The following is an 18,911-nucleotide window of genomic DNA, read 5'->3' as shown; positions in this document are numbered from 1 at the left end:
GAATCAGAAGGGGTTTTTTACATGATTACGATCAAGGATATTGCCAAATTGGCGGGTGTTTCCCCTTCTACAGTGTCACGGGTGATTTCAGGCCATCCCAGAATCAGTACGGAAACATCTCTTAAAGTTAAACAAATTATGAAAGAACTTAATTATCATCCCAATATGATGGCTAAGAGCCTTGTATCCAAAACAACACAGACGCTTGGAATTATGCTGCCCCGTCCTGCGGAGGAGCTTTTTCAAAATTATTTCTTTGGAGAGTTGTTGCGCGGCATTATTACCCACGCGACTCGTAACAACTATGAGTTACTGCTGTCCACCGAGACGTCCTCCGATGATGAATTACAGGCCATTTCCCGTCTCGTGCATGGTCGTAGGGTCGACGGTATTCTGTTGCTCGGTTCCAAACGGGACGATCCCATCATCTCTTTTCTCGAAGAGGAAAAATTCCCGTTTGTTCTCATTGGCCGAAGTGAGACACATCCGAATGCCCCTATGGTCGACAACGATAATGTGCAGACCGCGTATGATGCAACGCAGCATCTTATTGCACAGGGACACACACGCATCGGCTTTGTGAGCGGCCCGCCTGATATTACGTTATCGCATGATCGCATGCGTGGATATCGGAAGGCTCTTGAAGAATCCGGATTAACGGCAACGAACGACTGGATCGTGGAGGGTGAATTCTTACAGGAAAGCGGCTTCCGGGCAATGTCCCTTTTTATGTCGCTGCCCGACAGGCCTACCGCCATTGTAGTTATCGATGACAATGTCGCTTTCGGTGTGTTAAGAGCACTTGCGGAGCTGGGATATCGAGTGCCTGAGGATATCAGTGTGGTCAGTTTTAACAATATCGCGTTGTCCGAACTTGCTTCACCTCCGCTCAGTTCCATTGATATTGGCACATACCAGCTCGGGTATACCGCAGTTCAGGTTTTACTAAAAATTCTTGGCAACGAGCCTCTCGCTCAGAACCCGGTTATTATCCCGCACCGCCTGATTGTACGTGAGTCCTCCCTATATTTGAAGGCAAAGCCCTTCCTGAGTTAAGCGCTCTACCTCATCTTTTGGGAAGTGCAAACGTTTGTCCTTTAACAACTCAGGCAAGATCTGTGATGAGCACAGATGCCAAAGAAGCCGCATTTCTGCGGCTTTTCTTTTGCTTTATTTCCCTATCCTTGCTAAGCGTCAGTACTATTTCCCGTTCCTAAGCACAATTAATTTACCAACAAATTAATACGAACTCCAGCCTGCATCAGCCGTAATGACAGTCCCATTTACAAAACTGGACTCGTCCGATCCAAGGAACAGAGCCACTTTGGCAATCTCTTCACTCGTTCCTACTCGCGGGTTGATCGCCATCCCCTGCTGCTGCCGTCCCGCACCGAACGGGTTAATACCTGTCATGGATGCCCCGATGTTAGTCGCAACCGCTCCGGGTGCAATGGCATTACAACGAATACCTTGCTCGGCATACATGTATCCTGTATTTTTGGTAAAGCCCACCACAGCGTGTTTGGAAGCGGTATATGCCGCTCCTGCCCGTCCACCGTGCAAGCCCCCTGCTGAAGCAATATTCACAATAACCCCTTGCTGTTTCTCTAGGAAAATTGGCAGCACTTTGCGTGTGGTTCGCATCACACTTGTTGTGTTCACCGCAAAAACCTTTTCCCACCGCTCATCGCTAATATCCGCAGCTGGCTCCATCCCATCCATAATCCCCGCATTGTTGACCAGAATGTCTACTGTACCGTATTTACTCACCGTTTGATCAATAAGTTGCTGTACATCTTCCTCTTTCGCTACATTAGCCAGAAGAACGAAGGCTTCTCCACCGTTCGCCTGAATCTCTTGAACGACAGCCTGAGCAGCTTCTTCGTTGATATCGGAAACAACGACCTGGGCTCCTTCTTGTGCATACAATGTGGCAATGGCTTTGCCCATTCCTGATCCTGCCCCTGTGACAATGGCCACTTTATTTTGAAGTTTCATTTGTCTATTCCTCCTTTAAAATGTATTCGTTTACATAAAGATAACAAACAAATGTTCATTATCTCTTATCCTTAGTATAATAAGTCATAGCTTTTCGATACAATCAGTAAAAGCCTGTCCAAATGTACGTTAAACAACAGGCTCTCACCTGTTTGTACGTTATCTTTTAATAAATATCACTTGGGAGGAATTCCAATGTCTGAACCATCAGAAGCTATGGACCGACGAATCCGCAAATCCAAAGCCGCCCTGAAGGAAGCCCTCCTTCATTTGATGCAGAAACGTCATTTTAAAGAAATCTCCATCTCGGATATTGTGCAGCTAGCTGATCTGAATCGGGGAACCTTTTACAGACATTATCAATACAAGGAAGATCTGTTCAACGAAATCCTGCATGATGTGACTCAGGATCTGGTGACTTCATTTCGCAAGCCTTACGAGGGAATGAAGGAATTTCAGGTGGGTCTTATGCCCTCTTCCGCTATTACCATCTTCGAACATGTGCATCAGCACGCCCAATTTTACACCCTCGTTGTGCAATCCGAAGCTTCTTCCAGCTTTCAGCGTATGATCTGTGATGTGCTGCGGGATCTGTCTTTACAGGATCTGAATCATATTTTCCCGCCCCATATTAACCCGGAACTGCTCGCAAGCTATCAGTCTCATGCCATATTTGGCATGATCATGGAGTGGATTAGACAGGATTTCAAGCACAGTCCCACCTATATGGCGGAAGAGTTATTCAAAATTATTCATTATACGCCCACACAACGATTAAAAACTGAATAATTTCTCAAAATATGGGTATAATAATATAGTTATTATTCAATTATTTACACATTGTCTAGTGAATTCAAATTTGAAGCAGGAGGAATGATGATGAAATCTTTCAAGCATCGTCTTGAGCAAAAAGAACCTCGGACCGGTCCCGGCGGCATCACTCGCGGAGCCTCGGTTCATGACTTCCCCGCATCTATCGGTATTGCGGGAGTATCCATGCGCCTGGAACCAGGCGGCATGCGTGAACTGCACTGGCATGCCAATGCGGCCGAGTGGGCATATGTGATCAGCGGTTCCTGTCGTACCACCGTTATCCATCCGGACGGACACGCGTATACCGATACCTTTGAACCCGGAGATGTATGGTATTTCCCACGCGGATACGGTCATTCCATCCAGGGACTCGGGCCGGACGAATGCCATTTCATTTTGATTTTCGACAATGGGGATTTTTCGGAGGATCATACGTTCAGCATTACCGACTTTCTGACTCAGACACCGGATCATATCGTGGCACAGAACCTTGGTATCTCCCTCGAACAAGCAGCCAAGCTCAATCAGGGCGAAGCCTATTTTGCCAAAGGCCCGGTACCCGATGACAGTTCCTCCTCTGCGACTTATCGCCGTAACTCTGAACTGACCACGCCGCATCGTTATCCCTTGCATGCCAAACAGCCACGCCGCGCGCCAGGTGGCGGTACGCAGCGTACGGTAACCGTCGAAGATTTCCCCATCTCCACCACGATGGCGGGTTCTCTGATCGAGCTTCAACCAGGTGCTCTGCGGGAACTGCATTGGCATCCCAATGCGGATGAGTGGCAGTATTACATTAGTGGCAGTGCCGAAATGACGGTATTTCTCGCCGAAGGGCAGGCTGTCACTGAACAATTCGAAGCTGGAGATGTCGGGTACGCTCCGATGGGTGCGGGGCATTATATCAAAAACACGGGTGATGACGTCTGCCGTGTACTGATTGGATTCAACAGCGGACACTATGAAGCCATTGATCTTAGTGAATGGATCGCAGGCAACCCGGTAGACGTGCTCTCCACGAATCTCGGCATGTCCCGTGATGAGGCAGAACAGCTTCCTAACGATACGCTGTTTATTGCACCCGATCAGAACAAGGGAAAATAACCAAGAAGGCTATACGTGAGTGTCGCAAGGTTCATTCCCGGAGATTAGCTCAGTTAAGGGAATGGCGACTTAAGCGAGAAGAAGCGAACCTGACGGTTATCTGAAAATGGAGGACAGATGCCTATGCATTCCGTACATGACTCGTCTTCCCCGAACGTTAACAACGAGAGTATCGGACACACGGTAGAACGTTTAGAGCCGGGATTTTCCCGGCTTTTGTTATCTTCCGTTCTTGTATTGCTTGCCGGTTTCCTCGATTCCATTGGATATTTGGGGCTGGGTAAAGTGTATTTATCCTTCATGAGCGGCAACAGCACCAAGCTGGGCATCGCTCTATTTGAAGCAGATTATGCGTTATGGGCAACGACAGGGACTGTCGTTCTTTTATTTATTGCAGGGGCATTTGTCGGCACTTTCATTACAGAGTCATGGGGGAAATGGCATCTGACCCTTATTTTGGGCATGGAGTGTGTATTGTTTCTCTTCGCAATCCTGTTGTCGCTCCTGTTCCACACGCATTATATTATATTCCCGATCACCATGGCGATGGGCATGCAAAATACGATGCACCAGATGGTTGCACATGCAGATGTAGGCAAAGGCTTTGTATCGGGTACGCTTTTTGGGATCGGTCAGGCTCTGGCCAAAGCTGTACGTGGCAAAGCTCCTGCATCGGAATGGGCCGTGCTGGCACTATCTTGGTTTATTTTTGTCATTGGCGCGGCGCTGGGCGCCTGGATGCTCGTTAATGGCGGTCTGCTCCTATCCCTCATTGCGGCTCTGTTGTTTCTTGTCCTGGTTATCCCCTATGTCGTTTATATGCAACGTCTGAAAAACGGTTGACCCTGAATAAAAGGGCCAACCGTTTTTCACCTTTAGTTCTAGGAAATCCCACTCGGCTTCATGTATACTATAGAGGAGTGCAGAAATAAGATAAAAGGAGGTGACATTTCACATGAAAAAATCAAGTATTATCTCATTAATGACCAGTTTCATTTTGCTTGGCGGGGTGCTTCTCTTTCCTGCTCCTCAAGCCAATGCTGCCAAAGGAGAATTCTCTACATATTGGGAACAGGACGAGTTTGACGACGAATATCAATCTGAAGGAGATTTAATAGACGATACAGAAGAGCCTGAGGCAGAAGATGAGTTTATTCAGGAAAAAGCGGAATTAAAACAATATCTTGATCAGATTTTTGCTATCGGGTCCTATGAATCTAAAGCCATTGATTCCTTAAGTAGTGTAGGTGGCACCGTATCTTCAGCGAATCGAAAATCGATGTTTCTCAAGCTAACGAATACGGTAATTCCGAATTATACCAAATTCGTCTTCAAAGCAAAACTGATCCAATCCAACAACCCAGAAATCAAAAAAATTCATACCTCCTTCATCAAAGGAACTTATATGCAGCTTGAAGGTTATATGCTTTACAAACAAGCTGTTTCCAAAAACAAAGTGAACTACACGATCCTTCAACAAGGTAATGCTAAAGTTAAAGCTGCCGATGTTATTCTTGACCAAGTTACTGATTCATTGTTAGCGTATGCTGACAAAATTGGGTACGAGTAATACCTGCATGCGACTATTGCAAGAAAAAAGCAACCATCCTTAACTAGTTATTAGGGAATGGTTGCTTTTTCTAGTTATTCTCAGAGATTAGTTACAGACCAAGCTTCTGTCCTTTTTCTAATCGTTGAATCTGCTGTTCCCCGCTCTCCGCCAGTTCACGGAACTGACCGATCGTCTCGCGCATTCTTGGCAAAGCCTCTTGTTTGTAGACCGAGATGGAGTCGAGCGCAGACAGCACATCCGTAAAGGCTTGCTTCATCGTATCCACCGAGATACTTGCCTCGTAAGCCTGCTTCTGGATCGCTGTCCCCTGATCCTTCAGCATTTTGGATGTGCCAGCGATCAGATCATTCGTGGTACGGTTAAGCAATTCGATTTTCTGCAAGACGATCTTCTGGTTGTATAGTGCACTGGCAACGGTGACTGCAATCTTAAGCGCGGAGATCGTCACATTTTTCGCCCGATCCACACCACGAATTAACTCTTTGTTGTTGCGAATGACCACTTCAATCGCCATGATTCCCTGTTGGTTTACGACCAGCATCTGTTGCAAATCCATAACACGCTGACGGAGCGGGAACAATACTTCTTCGGTAATAAACCGCACCTTCTCAGGGTCTTCCCCGCGAACCTTGGCTGTCTCAATCTGTGTATCAATGGATTCATCCATTAACATACCAAGCTGGATCTCCTTCTGAAGCCGCTTGGTTAGTTCGCGCAGGCTCTGCTGCTCGATCTCAAGCGTGGTGTTGTCATTGCGCAGCGTGGCACGGCCCTTGTCGAGTGAAACGACAATATCGGCGATGACGGCGTCGGCTTTCTGGTACTTGAGGAAATACGCGCGCAGCGGATTGAACAGCTTGCCCAGAAAGCCTGTTTTGGCGAAATCGACCACGCTTGGGTCGAGATCCTTCAGTTGCATATGCAGCTCGGTCAAGCCTTTGGCGACCTGACCGCCCTCGTCACCCGTCTTGGACAGATGTCCAACGGAGACTTGAAGCAGCGCGTTTTTCTCGGAAGAGGATCGCATGGTGTTCATGCCAAAGCCGTCGATGGATTGCAAAATTTCTTTGCGCTTCTCCAGAGATTCGAGGTCCAGGTTCATAATCATATCCACATTCGAAGTTGCTACCTGTTGCAATTCCGCGACCTCGGCGGGCACCGGTTTGATCTCTTCTTCAATCACCTTTTGAATTTCCTTCTGGCTCGGTATTTCCATCGTAAACGACATTCACAGTTCCCCCTTTTAGTTACATCCGTATCTGCTTACATATGAACGTTAATAACATCTGTACGTTAATCTAGACTTACATTTGTACGTTAAACAGGTTTCCGATTTTGTAGACAACATCGTCGGTGTCCGCATTAATGCTCGCCGCCTCGTTAATGCTGGAGATGCTCTCCAGGGCTTTGATGTCGGCGTTATATCCAATCGTGTAGATCGGCACTTTGTACGTCTCCACCAGGTCTCGAATATCTTTGAGCGAATGTCCTTCGTTCGTCTCGCCATCACTCAGAACAAAAATCAGCGGTTTCACGTTAGGGTTGGCTGCTTTGTAATCCTCCAGCATTTTGATTGCAACCACGATGCCGTCGAATGTCGCTGTTCCCCCGCTCGCTTGCAAACTATCCACCGTTCCGACAAACATGGATTGCTGGTTCGTATCATATTTGGCAATCGGCAAATTTACGGTCACGTCGCTGGAGTATGAAACCAAACCAATGCTGTTGTCCGTACCGAGATACTTCTGACCTTTGCGCAAAGATTCTTTAAGACGGTTGAGTGGTTCTCCGGCCATACTCCCCGATACATCTGTCACAAACACAGCTGCAATTGGATTACTGCCGTTCTTCTTCTCTTTCCAGACTTTCTGCGCGGACAGCAATGTTCCACCATCCACCGTAGCCAGCTCCGATTTGTAATCTTGCAGGCCGTTGAATCCGAACTCTACTGCCTTTTTCTGATACTGATCTTGCGTGACAAAATCAGCGAACTTCTGGATGATCTCCTGTTTGTTCTGCGGCAGTTGACCAAGAGCATATAGCGGGCTGTCATGCCTTACACCGAATGGGGTAAACACATATCCGCTCTTCAGATCGGCTGTATTCACATAGGTCTGATACTCCAGTACAAAAGCATCCAGTCTGCCCGACTTGGCCGCTTCCCTCATCTGAATCGTGGTGGATGCAGTGAATGGCACGTTCGCCTGGAATTTTTCAAAGCCTTGAATGGCTTTCTCGCCCAGCGGATTAGCGCTGTCATACGTATTTAATGCGGTAACCAGGAAGTTCAGTCCTGTAGAACTGGCAAACGGGTCGGTATAGCCCATCGTCAGCTCATTATTGGCAATAGCTTCGGTTATCGTTTTGACGTTCACGGAGCCGTAGGTGTTCACCAGTGCATCATATTTGGCTTTGGAGATGACGATTCCCGGTACGTTGCCAACGAGCCGCTTCGAGATCAGCTTCGTCTTCACTCCGCTGGCTTCCACCATCTCGCCCCACAACTCATTGGACGGGGTGAAGGCATCGGGCACATACTTACCGGACTTGATGTAATCCGTTGCGGTACCGGAAGCAATATTACGGATTTTGACCGATACCTGTTTGCCGCCGGCCGTGATGTTCGCTTGGTTAAATGCCTCTGCGACCTCGGTTAACCATCCATCCACGCCACTACCCGACTTCTCGGTGGAGGAGAAAATTTCGACGAAATCATTGGTGGTGTTCTCCACTGTAACCGGGAATTTGGAAATGTCCGGAAGGGATTCTGCAACATCAACCGGATCAAGATCAATCTGTCCTTTCACCGGTTCCGCCGTAGCTGGTGCAATGTCCGCGTACAATTTGCCAAGTTCCTTACCTGCATTTTCGGTCGTGACCTGTGTGGTAGACTTGCCAAAGTTCGATGTCAGTGTGATTCCTCCATAAACGAGACCAAATACTAGGACTAACATGATCATGGATATGAGAAAAAACTTTCCCTTCTTTGCCATAGGTGCAACCCCTCACTGTCTATATAATTTGGTGTGCTTGATTAACTGATCAATCTCCTGCATACAAGGCATCTGCTCAATATCTCCAGCTTCAACACTGTCCAGACGCGATATCTCCAGCAACAGCTGATCCAGCTTCAATAAAATCTCTTCATTCGTGTGAAGTGAATCCTTCACGTAGGTCAGGTAATCGTTGTACACTTTCGTTTTCTCCTGAAAAATCCTCTGCGGGATCGCAGGCGATTTGGCTTTCATCATGCTGGCATAATCGGCTTCATCGAAGACGTTCAGTCGATTCAGTATGCTGCGAATGTTCAGATATAACAGCTTCTCTACCTCTTCCGTGACCGAAGCGAATTTCTTAAAACTCAGCTCGCCGGGGTCAAAACGTTGATGAAGCACATTCATCAATGTCTCTTTCTTTTTTTTCATCCGGTTCAGTTGGGACAGCCCCAGCGTAATATCTTCTTCAAGGATTTTGATGCGTCTGTAAAAGGACAAAGCTTCTACATAATCTTCATGGGTTTCGATCTGTCTCACGGGTAAAACCACCGGCTGTTTGAACAATACATTGTAACTGCCATAGAAAAGTGCAAGTACGCTTCCGAAGAGTAGCGTCACGGAAAGTGCGGTCTGGAACGCATTCTCTCCGAATCCAAGTCCAGCAAAACCCGGGGAGAAGGCCAGAACATTCACGGCCACGATGCCGATGATGAGCCCAAACAATTGTATGTACCTGGTCATGGTCGATCCTAAGGCCTCCTTTCATGTTAGATATTAGGATTAAATGTCGTATATTCCCTGTCTCTCATCTTCTTATTGTACATGATGTGAACGCTCTCAGGTGGATAGGATTGGAAAATGGAAGGGATATTTACGTTAATATTAGAGCGCTATAAAGTAGATGTTTGACTTGAAGTTCGAGTGGTCTTCCAGTGGATTTGAAAGATCTTTAAATGATTCTTGCCAGATATTTAAAAGAGAACTCGCGCTGGTATTGGTACTGTACTCCATAAGCTATGATGTCGGAGCAGTATTCTTCATAGTAATATACGTGGATAGAGCTTATCCCATTATCCTTTTCACGGACAAAACAGAACGAGCTTCACAACTTGCTGTTTAGAAGAACTGCTGGACAACCAGGAACTACGGAGGCGCGTTAGTGGTAAATGAAATGTTATCCGGTAATACGTGGAAAATCAGGTTACGTGTCATTTTTTATATAGACTTGTCTTAGCGGGCTGGAGCATGATGGAGTGCGAGAAGGAGTTTTCGTCAGGGAATTGCATACCAAAAAGACGAAACGGCGATAACTCCCATTTCGTCTTGTGTATGTTATTGTTCCTCACATCTGAATCCACCTACTCACTTACTCAACAAGCTAATGATCACAGATGATGCTATTTGGTGTACAGATGATTTGTTGTTACTGGACGCTCACACGCAAAAATCCGGTCTGCTACGTGTTGTACGAACCTCTGTCACTTTTCCCGCACAGCCGTCGTCCCCGATTGCCTGGAATGTTACCTTCACACTCTCTTTATCTCTGGTGACCTCTTCCGGAATCTCATAGCTGACACGGAATACTTCGCCGATCTTGTTCATATGAATGCGCTGTTCCCCTACAACTACATCTTCCACCAAAATACTAAACTGCCTTTCATACCGGATACCCTCTCGGTCAAAATGTAGATAGTCCCCGCCCCAATAGGCTACGCACAAATGATTCAGAGCATCCGGCTCGACAGCCAAGCGGTAGCCGAATGCTGCTTCGTTTACTCCGTAAGCCTCACGCCACATATACAGCCTGCTGCGTCCGTCTGTACCGGAGCCATTATATTGCTCCCCGCGGCAGTTGCTCTCCAATTGATGCCCGATCTCATCCTGCTGACCATCCGGCTGCACGCTATCGATGGTGATATCATTTAACGCTTTCTCCAGCGCATCCCCTTCATCATTCAACGCCCAATACACCGTATAGAACTCATGATGCACATCATAAAACGGAATTAGTTTCACCGCTTCACCTGTAGATGTCACTTCCTCACTAAGCTCAAATGTAAGCTTCTCTTTATCGACAACCTTGATCCACTTGCTCACATCCTCTTCTTCCGTTTGGATAACGGGTACGGGAGCTGTTTTTGGATTCAGTGCAGTTTCGTCGATAATGGTATCCTCGGGAAGTCCTTCACTTCCAAGCGCACCAGCTAACACAATCGGGCCATACTGGAATGCCACCTTGTGGGCATCATCCCGTGCTGTATATTTACGCAGTGCCATCGGCAGCGTAATAGTAATCGTATCGCCCGCTGACCAAGCGCGATCGATGGACAGATAGCCGGGTTCCAGACGTGTATACGACTGGGCCGAATCCCCGCCTACGGTTGCCGTCATCGGCTCCTGAAGCCAGGACGGCACGCGTAGTCTTAGACAAGCCGAGGCGCTGCCTTCGGTGATTGTCAGGATTGCTTTTTCCGAATAGGGGAAGTCCGTTTCCAGCTTTAAGTTCAGTCCCTGTGATGCCCACTCCAGCTCGGAAGCGATGTAGAGGTTCACATACAAGTCTTGTTCATCCTCATAATAGATAGCTTCTGCATACTTGCCCGGGTTCTCCATGCCTGATCCGGTGCAGCACCACCAAGCCGTATCACGTGTGCCGTAGATTTTGTAATGCCCTTGCAGAGTGGAGGCAAAATAGGTTTTGTTGCCCGTAATCGGGTCTTGCGTGCCGAGGATATGGTTATAGACCGCGTTCTCATAATAGTCCATGTAGGCACTGTCCCGGTTCCAGGCAAACAGCTGCTTGGTCAGATGCATCATGTTGTGCGTACAGCAGCTCTCCCCGGTTTTGATGCCAAGGCTCTCCATGCCCTTTGCTTCATAATGCTCGGATATGCTTGTCGCGCCAAAGACATAAGAACGATGCTTCACGGTTGTATCCCAGAAAAATTGTGCCGCTGTCCGGTATGATGTCCGTGCAGGGTCTTGATTGTATATTTCGGCTGCGCCGATGACCTTGGGAATCTGCGTGTTGGCATGCCTTCCTTGCAACTCATCCCGCTCCTGCTCCAGCGGTTCCAGAATGAGTTGGTGCGTGAATTGACGGGCAGCCCTCAGATAGGCTGAGTTTCCTGTAATCCCGTACAATTGGGCAAACACTTCGTTCATCCCGCCATGCTCAGACATCAGCATCGTCTGGATCTGCTCCTCGGTCATGGCACTCAGTCCCGTCACTGCCCAATCCGCAAAACGTGCAACCACCTCAAGAGCCTGCTCATTGCCCGTCTTTTGATAGGCATCAATCAGACCACGATAGATTTTATGCACGCTGTACCACGGAACCCAATATTCACCGATGTTAAATCCGCCAATGTTCTCCGCGCGAAAAGCCATACGGAAAGCCTCCTCAGACAAACCCCCGACATATCCGCTGCCCGTCGTCTGTTGAATTGCCGCCAGTTCATTCACAGCATAATCGAGCGTTTGCTTTAAAGTAGAATTACCCGTCGCCTGATACGTCACCGCGAGAGCCGACATGTAATGTCCGAGGGAATGTCCGCTAATCGAGCGTGCCTCCCAGCCTGCATATCGTTCCTTGCGAGGTGTTAATCCGTGGGCTTCATAACATGGAGCCAGAAAGCGGTCAATCTCCAGTGATAACAAGTAACGTTCACCGATATGTTGTGACGTTTGAAATGGACCTTTCAGCAAGTTAACCTGTGAGGGGCCCAGAAATCCTTTTCTCGTATCGATCATGTGGCTCGCTCCTTTGGCATATGAAATAACTTCAAATGGTTTCTTTTAGTAGGGCTGTATTTAGAGATAAAGGATAAAATCCGTGTTCCACTCCGGCTAGAACTTATCTCTGCCATCTAGCTTTCACCCTTGAATGTCCTCATATTATCAAATAAACTACAGTTACAGCAGACTCAGAATCCAAGAAAAGGTGGATAAATCCGTCCTATGTCAAAACCATTGGAGCACTATTTATGTGGAAAATTCATATCAGAGGGCAACTGGAGCCATATGCGTCGAAGCATGCCGGTTCATGAGATCATTTTGATGCTGGAAGGTGAGATGTATATTGCGGAGGAGGACAAACGATACGTTGTTCGTGCGGATGATCTTTTATTTTTAAAGGCGGGCCGAACGCATTATGGTTACCAGATTAGTGACGCACCTGTGAGCTTCTACTGGATACATTACGGTACAGCACCTGGCTTATTCTGTGACTTTCCAACTCTTTCAACCATTCAGATTCCTTCTATGGCAAATCAACTGTTCAAGCAGTTATTGCATGTATCTTCCTTCTCGTCCGAAGAGGCGGATGCTGCTGCGCTATTACTTCTCAAAGAAATGGAACGTAACCTGCGCTCAGACTATCGCCAGCATAACGCCGTGGTGGATCATATCTGTAAGTGGGTCGATATCCATCTGCATCTGAATATTACGGTGAGTGAGATTGCGGAGAACTTTAATTTCAACAAGGACTACATTTCCAAAATGGTGAAGCGGGAAAAGGGAATCGGACTCAAAACGTATATCCTCACCGAACGCATGCGCCGTGCCAAACGACTGTTGCTCAACACCAATGCCAGTGTGAAAGAGATTGCAGCCCAATGCGGCTTTAGTGATTACAAGCTGTTTCTGCGTACCTTCAAACAACACGAGGCCAGTACGCCAACCGAATATCGCAACCATCTATACAGTACACAGCTGAATCGGTTGTAAAAAAGATATAGAAATGTTGAAATCACTTATAGAAGATTCTAATATATCGGTTTGAATTCACTGTGTTATAATGCAAGGAAATATCATTCCCCACTTTACTTATAAGAAAAGGAGAATTTAGACATGACGACGGCTGCCATTACGATTCATCCTGCTTCCCCAGCTGACCATGCTGAGATTGTTGACATTCTGGTTGCCAGTTACGCGGAATACCAGAGCTCGTTTGAGCAATCGGATCGTTGGGAAGCCTACCTGAAAGATATCCGCGAATCCGTGGACAATCCATACTTGACTGAATTATGGGTAGCCAAGATCGAAGATCGGATTGTCGGTACCGTTCAGTTATTTGAAACGGCACATAAAGCCTCTCCCAATTTTGATCTGCCGATTGATTATCCGTTTATTCGTCTGCTGGGTGTTGATCCCGAGTGGAGAGGACATGGCATTGCCCGTGAACTGCTTCAGCGGTGTGTGGAATCCACGAAGGAGCTGGGCAAAAATGCAGTTTATCTCTATACCGGTGGTCAGATGGTGAATGCCATTCGGTTATATGAGCGGTTTGGCTTTATTAAAGATCAGGAGCTTAGTCCCGTGGAGGGCGGAGGGCAGGTAATCTGTTATCGTTACGAGATAAAATAAAGTCTTAACGGACGACATATAATACGGACTTACCAGGCTTATCCAAAGTAATAGTGCATTCTGGAGAATGTTACGTCTCTTTATAAACATGAAACATAGGGCTGTTCTCCTGCCATCTGTAGATGACAAGAGGAACAGCCCTCTTTGTTTAAACTTGATATCATAACGTTACAAAAGATTAGCATCTTGAACCTGAGCTTAACCGCCAATCTCAATCAGAATTTTCGCATGACTCTTGTCGCTCATCAACAGCTCAAGTCCCTCCTGCACAACATCATGCAGCTTAATTTTCTTGGTGATTACCTGCTTCACATCGAGTGCGCCTTCAGCAATGAGTGAGATGACCTCAGGGAAGATATGTCGGTACGCCAATGTGGCGGTCAGATTCGCTTCTTTTACCAACATGTCGAAGAAGTTCACTTGAAGCGGGTTCGGAATCGCGGCGATCACCACAACTTCTCCACCTTTTTTAATCACGGACACAGCACTGTCCATCGTCGGTTGCACGCCAGCTGCTTCATACGCGACATCGATTCCACCGGATTGCTGCGTAATGACCTGTGTTGCATCCACCTTACTGCTATTTACCGGAATTGCGCCAAGTTTAGCCGCCAGTTCCAGACGATCTTCGAATACATCGACAGCGTACACTTCAGATGCCCCAGCTGCTTTGGCTGACAAGATGGTCAGCAAACCAATCGGCCCTGCACCGTATACAGCAACCTTATTTCCGACTTTTAACTTACTATGACGCACAGCATGAAAAGCAACGGCAGTCGGTTCTACAAGCGCCCCTTCTTCAAAAGAGACTTGATCTGGAATCGGGTGCACCATATACGCTTCCACGACTACATATTCGGCAAAACCGCCATCCGCGTTCAATCCGACAAAACCAAATTGAGTACACTGATTGTATCTACCTTGAATACAGTACTCACACGTTCCACAATGGTAGAGAGGTTCAACCACCACGCGATCACCAATATTGATACCGCTTACATGATCACCTAGAGCACTTACTGTTCCTGCAAACTCGTGTCCCAGTGTCAGCGGCGCTTTTTGTCCTGAAAGCGGATGATTCTCTCCCTCTTGAATACCTACACCATGATGATACGCATGTAAGTCACTACCGCAGATTCCGGCATACTCGACTTTGATCTGCACCTGGCCAGACTTTGCAACCGGAACCTCACGATCTTCCACACGCACGTCTTTATGACCATACCACACTGCTGCCTTCATTCTGTACATCCCCTTTTATCTAAACTGTTAATACAAGAATGTTCTGCTTGTCTATATATTATATCGCTATTCAACCATTATTCATATTTATAGATACTTATGTTAACATTACTTATACTAATGCTAAAAAGGGATGATCGCATGAATCTGGAACAACTCGAATACGTTGTCGAAATCGCCAAAACGCAATCGTTCTCCGCCGCATCGGAGCATCTTCATGTCACGCAATCTGCGATCAGCCAATCGGTTCATCGCCTGGAAAAAGAGCTGGGGCTGCTACTATTCGAGCGTTCCAGACAAGGCACTCATCCCACGCCGGAGGGTAAACAATTTATCGCCAAAGCGCTGGACATTTTGCAGCGAATTGATGAATTGAAATCACTAAATGCAACGACATCTACATTGACCGGTGATCTTCATGTGGCTACTTTCCCGAGTGTTATGCCTTACTTGGTGCAGTCGGCAGCAGATATGAAACGAGATCATTCACAACTGAGATTATCGATTGAAGAGAAAGGTTCCATGGAGATCATTGAGGACATCCGCAATAATAAAACCCATCTGGGCTTTATCGCCATTTACGCGAAACAACTGCGCGAATTGGATGGGTTACATTTTACACCGATGTATTCGAGCAAGCTTGTTGTATGCACCCATCAACTGTCTGAACTGGCTAAGCACGCACGCGTGACTCCAGAGCAACTAAAAGAGTATAATCTAGCGTTATATCGGGACGGTTTCATTGAAGATTTTCTGCAGGAGTTCACCTACGAATATGGGCCTTTATCCATCTTATTTAAGACCAATAATTCGGAGGCTATCAGCACTGTGTTAACCAGTAATATTGCCGCGACTATTGGGCATGATTTTTCTTTTCACCAACACCCGCTTTGGAAAGAGGGGTTAATTAAGATGGTCGAAATTACCGAGATCCAGCAGCCCAAAATGCAGATCGGCTTCGTGCAGACGGAATTCAGGGAGGCTGCAGCTGCGGCAGAACAATTTGCCCGTCGTTTCAAACAAGCGATAGAACTCGGTCATCTATAATCTGCTGTCCATGTATATAGGTTATATGCCCCTAGCAAAAAAAAAGCGCTTCGCCATGTGGCGGAGCACTTTACTTATTTCCTCTAAATTTAGTTGCGCTTCACTTACACCTTCACCTTTTTCACCGCTTCACTCATCTCATTCGTTTGCTGTTCCAGCATCGTAGACGTTTCGGCCACCTTACGGAACATCACCGATTGATCCTGCATCAAACGGTATATCTCATCCGAGTGATCCGACACGCCTGCGGAAATCTGTGAAATCGTGTTGACCGAAGCTGCCGCCTCTTCCGATCCGGCCGTAATTTCTTCAGCCGCAGCAGAGACCTCCTGTATACGCTGGGTAACTAGTTGGAACGCATCCACGACTTGTGAGAAGGCCTGCTCGGCTTCAGTTGTAAATACGACCCCCTGACCAATCTCCTGGGCAGTAACCCCCATTCGGGAACCTATCTGCTGTGACTCCTGTTCAATACGAAGTAATAAGTCCGAGATTCGTTCCATAGACGAACTGGAGGCTTCGGCAAGTTTCCTCACTTCTTCTGCCACAACCGCAAAACCCTTTCCATGCTCACCCGCATGTGCAGCCTCAATGGAGGCATTAAGCGCGAGCAGTTTGGTTTGACTTGCGAAGTCACGTACCGTATGCAGTGCACCACCAATTTCAGTAGAATAGTTGTTTAACACCTGCACCATCGTGGTAACCTCTCCAGATACTGCAGAGATGTTTTCCATCTGTTTCTTCATAATCGTCATGCGTTGCTGCCCCGATTCCGCCGTAGTCAGCGCCATTGTTGCCGCATCCGATACCACATTGGAGGATTCAGATATATCGTTGATGCCTTTTGCAATCTCTTCCATAGCATGCGCACTGTCACTTGCACTCTGCTTCTGTGTATGCGCACCTTGTCTTATTTCCTCAACGGCACGATCCACTGTTTTACTCATCGCGAGCATCTCTTCGGTACTCCGATTAAACTCTTTCGTGGATTCGGATAACAATTCGGTTGTTAAAGCTACTCCTCCAACCATGTCACTTACTATTTTATTTAAATTCCCAGACATATGTATCATCGCCTGATACGTTGTTCCGATCTCATCTCTGCTCTTCAAACGATAGGCTGTCAAAATGCGATTAGCTTCGGCAAGCTCACCTTGTGCCATCTTTTCCACACTTGATTTCAGCGGATGTAGAGGGCGCAGTCCTCTAACGATAAACCACATCACTATAGCAATACCTGCAAGAGTAGCGAGCAGTAGGATCACATACAACGGCAGACTTGATCTCAAAATATCGGTTTCGATACCTCCGATAACAGAAATCCCTGTATCGATACCAATTACACCCGCAAGAGTACCGTTGCTATTCAGAATTGGAGCGTAGGAAGAAATATAATTACCGTACTCTGGATTGTTAATGATCGGCGAACTTGCTGTTTCCCCTTGTAGCAACTTCTGCACCGCATCTGCAGGAATGTCCGTTACTTCGTTAATTGCTGAAGCTTTATCCGCATCCTTCATGCCATCCACCATGATCAGTGGCGTTCCTTTATCGTCAATTTTGACGAAATACACATACATGGCACCAATACGCACTCGAAAATCATCCAATTCATCCCGAATACGAAGATACTCCTCATTTTCCTTGGGGTCCTTGGCAAAGTCCACATATGATGCTGTATCCAATTGCTTCACATAACTCTCGGCAATCTGAATATTGTAGCTTGTGATAGCCCCCTGCGCAGCAAGTTTCACATTAGCGATCTGCGTCAGCATACTTCCCGCAGCTATAATCGTAATGACCAGTGTAACAATAGCCGCAATGCGCACAACCAGACGTTTCCTGAAAAAACCGATCATTTGCTCCCTCTTCCTCCCCACGAACCCAAGCCTTTTTGACTAGGCCGTACCCAAAAAACATATGTTTGAAGCACTAAGTATGGGAAAATAGTATACGAATATGTCGAATTACGCAAGAAAATATTGGATTTACATAAAAACGTTATCATTTCCGTATTCGCTTTGGTATTAGGGACTTTAAAAAGAGTTATTTAGCGAGGTTTTTAGAGGATTTCAGGCAAAGAAAAACTCCAACATGGTAGTTGGAGGTCTGTAGTTACTTTATCATCTTATGTGGGTCATGTTTCGAGAGAGTCTCTCTGTCTGAGATAACAATTGTATATTCATTTTCTACATAAAATGATTTGATCGGATAAAAGGTCAATCATGAAAAATATCTGACCATAATCAACCTGATAGATCTAAATCTTTTGCAATTTTGAGTATAAAATGAAAGTAATTATATCTATTCATAAAAAATCATAGAAAATAAGTTTAACTAGTTTATCTACCTAAGTAATGCTATGAGTTAGGTATGCTCCTACCCAGCTTATGCAATATTAAACTTTTGCTTGATTTCTATTAGTCGAACTTCAACCTCATCCTTAACATTTGGATTACTCTTTAAATAGTCAATACTGGCTTCCCATAGATACTGATAAAAAGTGGAGTAATCCAGTACAACTGTCTGATCTTTCTCTACCGCAGGATAATCAAAAAAATAACAAACCCCCGTATCTCCGAAATATTCTTCTTCCCACTCATCTATCTCACCAGCAAAAACACACCAAACACTTTCACTACCACCATACCCTTCTCCAACGCTATATTTTTTAAGTGCATCTAAAAAATATTTTCCCTCAAGATGTCGATAATACATATCTATTAACTCTTTTTCTGTTAATTTGGCATTCATCAAAATCATCCTCCTAT

The 18,911-nt window shown here is 46.3% G+C and carries 16 protein-coding genes; 8 read left to right on the top strand and 8 right to left on the bottom strand.

Features of this window, described 5'->3' with window-relative positions; translation table 11 throughout:
* The first annotated feature begins 21 nt into the window (after positions 1-21).
* Entirely contained in the window at positions 22-1,056 is a 1,035-nt protein-coding gene (locus tag ACT89M_RS04830) for a LacI family DNA-binding transcriptional regulator (protein ID WP_154891249.1), read from the top strand.
* Between the two features lie 183 nt (positions 1,057-1,239).
* Here the strand turns inward: ACT89M_RS04830 and ACT89M_RS04825 are convergent, their stop codons facing one another.
* A complete protein-coding gene (locus ACT89M_RS04825; RefSeq protein WP_154891176.1) occupies positions 1,240-1,998 on the bottom strand; it encodes an SDR family oxidoreductase in 759 nt (252 codons plus the stop codon).
* A 195-nt stretch (positions 1,999-2,193) separates the two neighbouring features.
* Between ACT89M_RS04825 and ACT89M_RS04820 the strand changes: the two genes are divergently transcribed.
* From ACT89M_RS04820 to ACT89M_RS04805, 4 genes are all read left to right on the top strand, one after another.
* The gene (locus tag ACT89M_RS04820) at positions 2,194-2,787 is read left to right on the top strand and encodes a TetR/AcrR family transcriptional regulator (RefSeq protein ID WP_308722301.1); all 594 of its coding nucleotides are present in this window, start codon (positions 2,194-2,196) and stop codon (positions 2,785-2,787) included.
* Positions 2,788-2,871: 84 nt separating this feature from the next.
* Entirely contained in the window at positions 2,872-3,915 is a 1,044-nt protein-coding gene (locus tag ACT89M_RS04815; protein ID WP_487345004.1) for a cupin domain-containing protein, read from the top strand.
* A gap of 123 nt (positions 3,916-4,038) precedes the next feature.
* Positions 4,039-4,758: a YoaK family protein gene (locus tag ACT89M_RS04810; RefSeq protein WP_308722299.1), complete on the top strand. Its 720-nt coding sequence runs from the start codon at positions 4,039-4,041 to the stop codon at positions 4,756-4,758.
* A 112-nt stretch (positions 4,759-4,870) separates the two neighbouring features.
* Complete coding sequence (locus ACT89M_RS04805) at positions 4,871-5,485, top strand: hypothetical protein (protein ID WP_308722298.1); 615 nt, start codon at positions 4,871-4,873, stop codon at positions 5,483-5,485.
* Positions 5,486-5,576: 91 nt separating this feature from the next.
* On the opposite strand, the gene ACT89M_RS04800 is transcribed toward ACT89M_RS04805, so the two are convergent.
* The 4 genes from ACT89M_RS04800 to ACT89M_RS04785 form a co-directional block, all read right to left on the bottom strand.
* Positions 5,577-6,716, bottom strand: a complete 1,140-nt coding sequence (locus ACT89M_RS04800) for a toxic anion resistance protein (RefSeq protein WP_090917471.1) — start codon at positions 6,714-6,716, stop codon at positions 5,577-5,579.
* Between the two features lie 76 nt (positions 6,717-6,792).
* Entirely contained in the window at positions 6,793-8,481 is a 1,689-nt protein-coding gene (locus ACT89M_RS04795) for a vWA domain-containing protein (protein WP_487345003.1), read from the bottom strand.
* A 12-nt stretch (positions 8,482-8,493) separates the two neighbouring features.
* Positions 8,494-9,225 (bottom strand): hypothetical protein, encoded by a 732-nt coding sequence (locus ACT89M_RS04790; RefSeq protein WP_221789289.1) that lies wholly within the window; start codon positions 9,223-9,225, stop codon positions 8,494-8,496.
* A gap of 693 nt (positions 9,226-9,918) precedes the next feature.
* On the bottom strand, positions 9,919-12,237 hold the full coding sequence (locus ACT89M_RS04785) for a beta-L-arabinofuranosidase domain-containing protein (protein WP_308722296.1): 2,319 nt from the start codon (positions 12,235-12,237) through the stop codon (positions 9,919-9,921).
* A gap of 207 nt (positions 12,238-12,444) precedes the next feature.
* Here ACT89M_RS04785 and ACT89M_RS04780 point away from each other — a divergent pair, with 207 nt between their 5' ends.
* Both ACT89M_RS04780 and ACT89M_RS04775 read left to right on the top strand, forming a co-directional pair.
* Entirely contained in the window at positions 12,445-13,212 is a 768-nt protein-coding gene (locus ACT89M_RS04780; protein WP_154891169.1) for a helix-turn-helix transcriptional regulator, read from the top strand.
* Positions 13,213-13,335: 123 nt separating this feature from the next.
* A complete protein-coding gene (locus ACT89M_RS04775; RefSeq protein WP_154891168.1) occupies positions 13,336-13,851 on the top strand; it encodes a GNAT family N-acetyltransferase in 516 nt (171 codons plus the stop codon).
* Between the two features lie 198 nt (positions 13,852-14,049).
* Here ACT89M_RS04775 and ACT89M_RS04770 read toward each other — a convergent pair whose 3' ends face one another.
* Positions 14,050-15,093, bottom strand: coding sequence for a 2,3-butanediol dehydrogenase (locus tag ACT89M_RS04770; RefSeq protein WP_154891167.1), 1,044 nt, complete (start codon positions 15,091-15,093; stop codon positions 14,050-14,052).
* A 141-nt stretch (positions 15,094-15,234) separates the two neighbouring features.
* Here ACT89M_RS04770 and ACT89M_RS04765 point away from each other — a divergent pair, with 141 nt between their 5' ends.
* The gene (locus ACT89M_RS04765; protein ID WP_154891166.1) at positions 15,235-16,140 is read left to right on the top strand and encodes a LysR family transcriptional regulator; all 906 of its coding nucleotides are present in this window, start codon (positions 15,235-15,237) and stop codon (positions 16,138-16,140) included.
* Positions 16,141-16,244: 104 nt separating this feature from the next.
* Here ACT89M_RS04765 and ACT89M_RS04760 read toward each other — a convergent pair whose 3' ends face one another.
* A complete protein-coding gene (locus ACT89M_RS04760) occupies positions 16,245-17,999 on the bottom strand; it encodes a methyl-accepting chemotaxis protein (RefSeq protein WP_154891165.1) in 1,755 nt (584 codons plus the stop codon).
* Between the two features lie 529 nt (positions 18,000-18,528).
* Complete coding sequence (gene cdiI, locus ACT89M_RS04755; RefSeq protein ID WP_154891164.1) at positions 18,529-18,894, bottom strand: ribonuclease toxin immunity protein CdiI; 366 nt, start codon at positions 18,892-18,894, stop codon at positions 18,529-18,531.
* Positions 18,895-18,911 lie beyond the last annotated feature (17 nt).

This window comes from Paenibacillus sp. NN59 (assembly GCF_057597225.1).
Note: the sequence above shows the minus strand (reverse complement) of the source record. Positions and strands in the feature narration are given on the sequence as shown.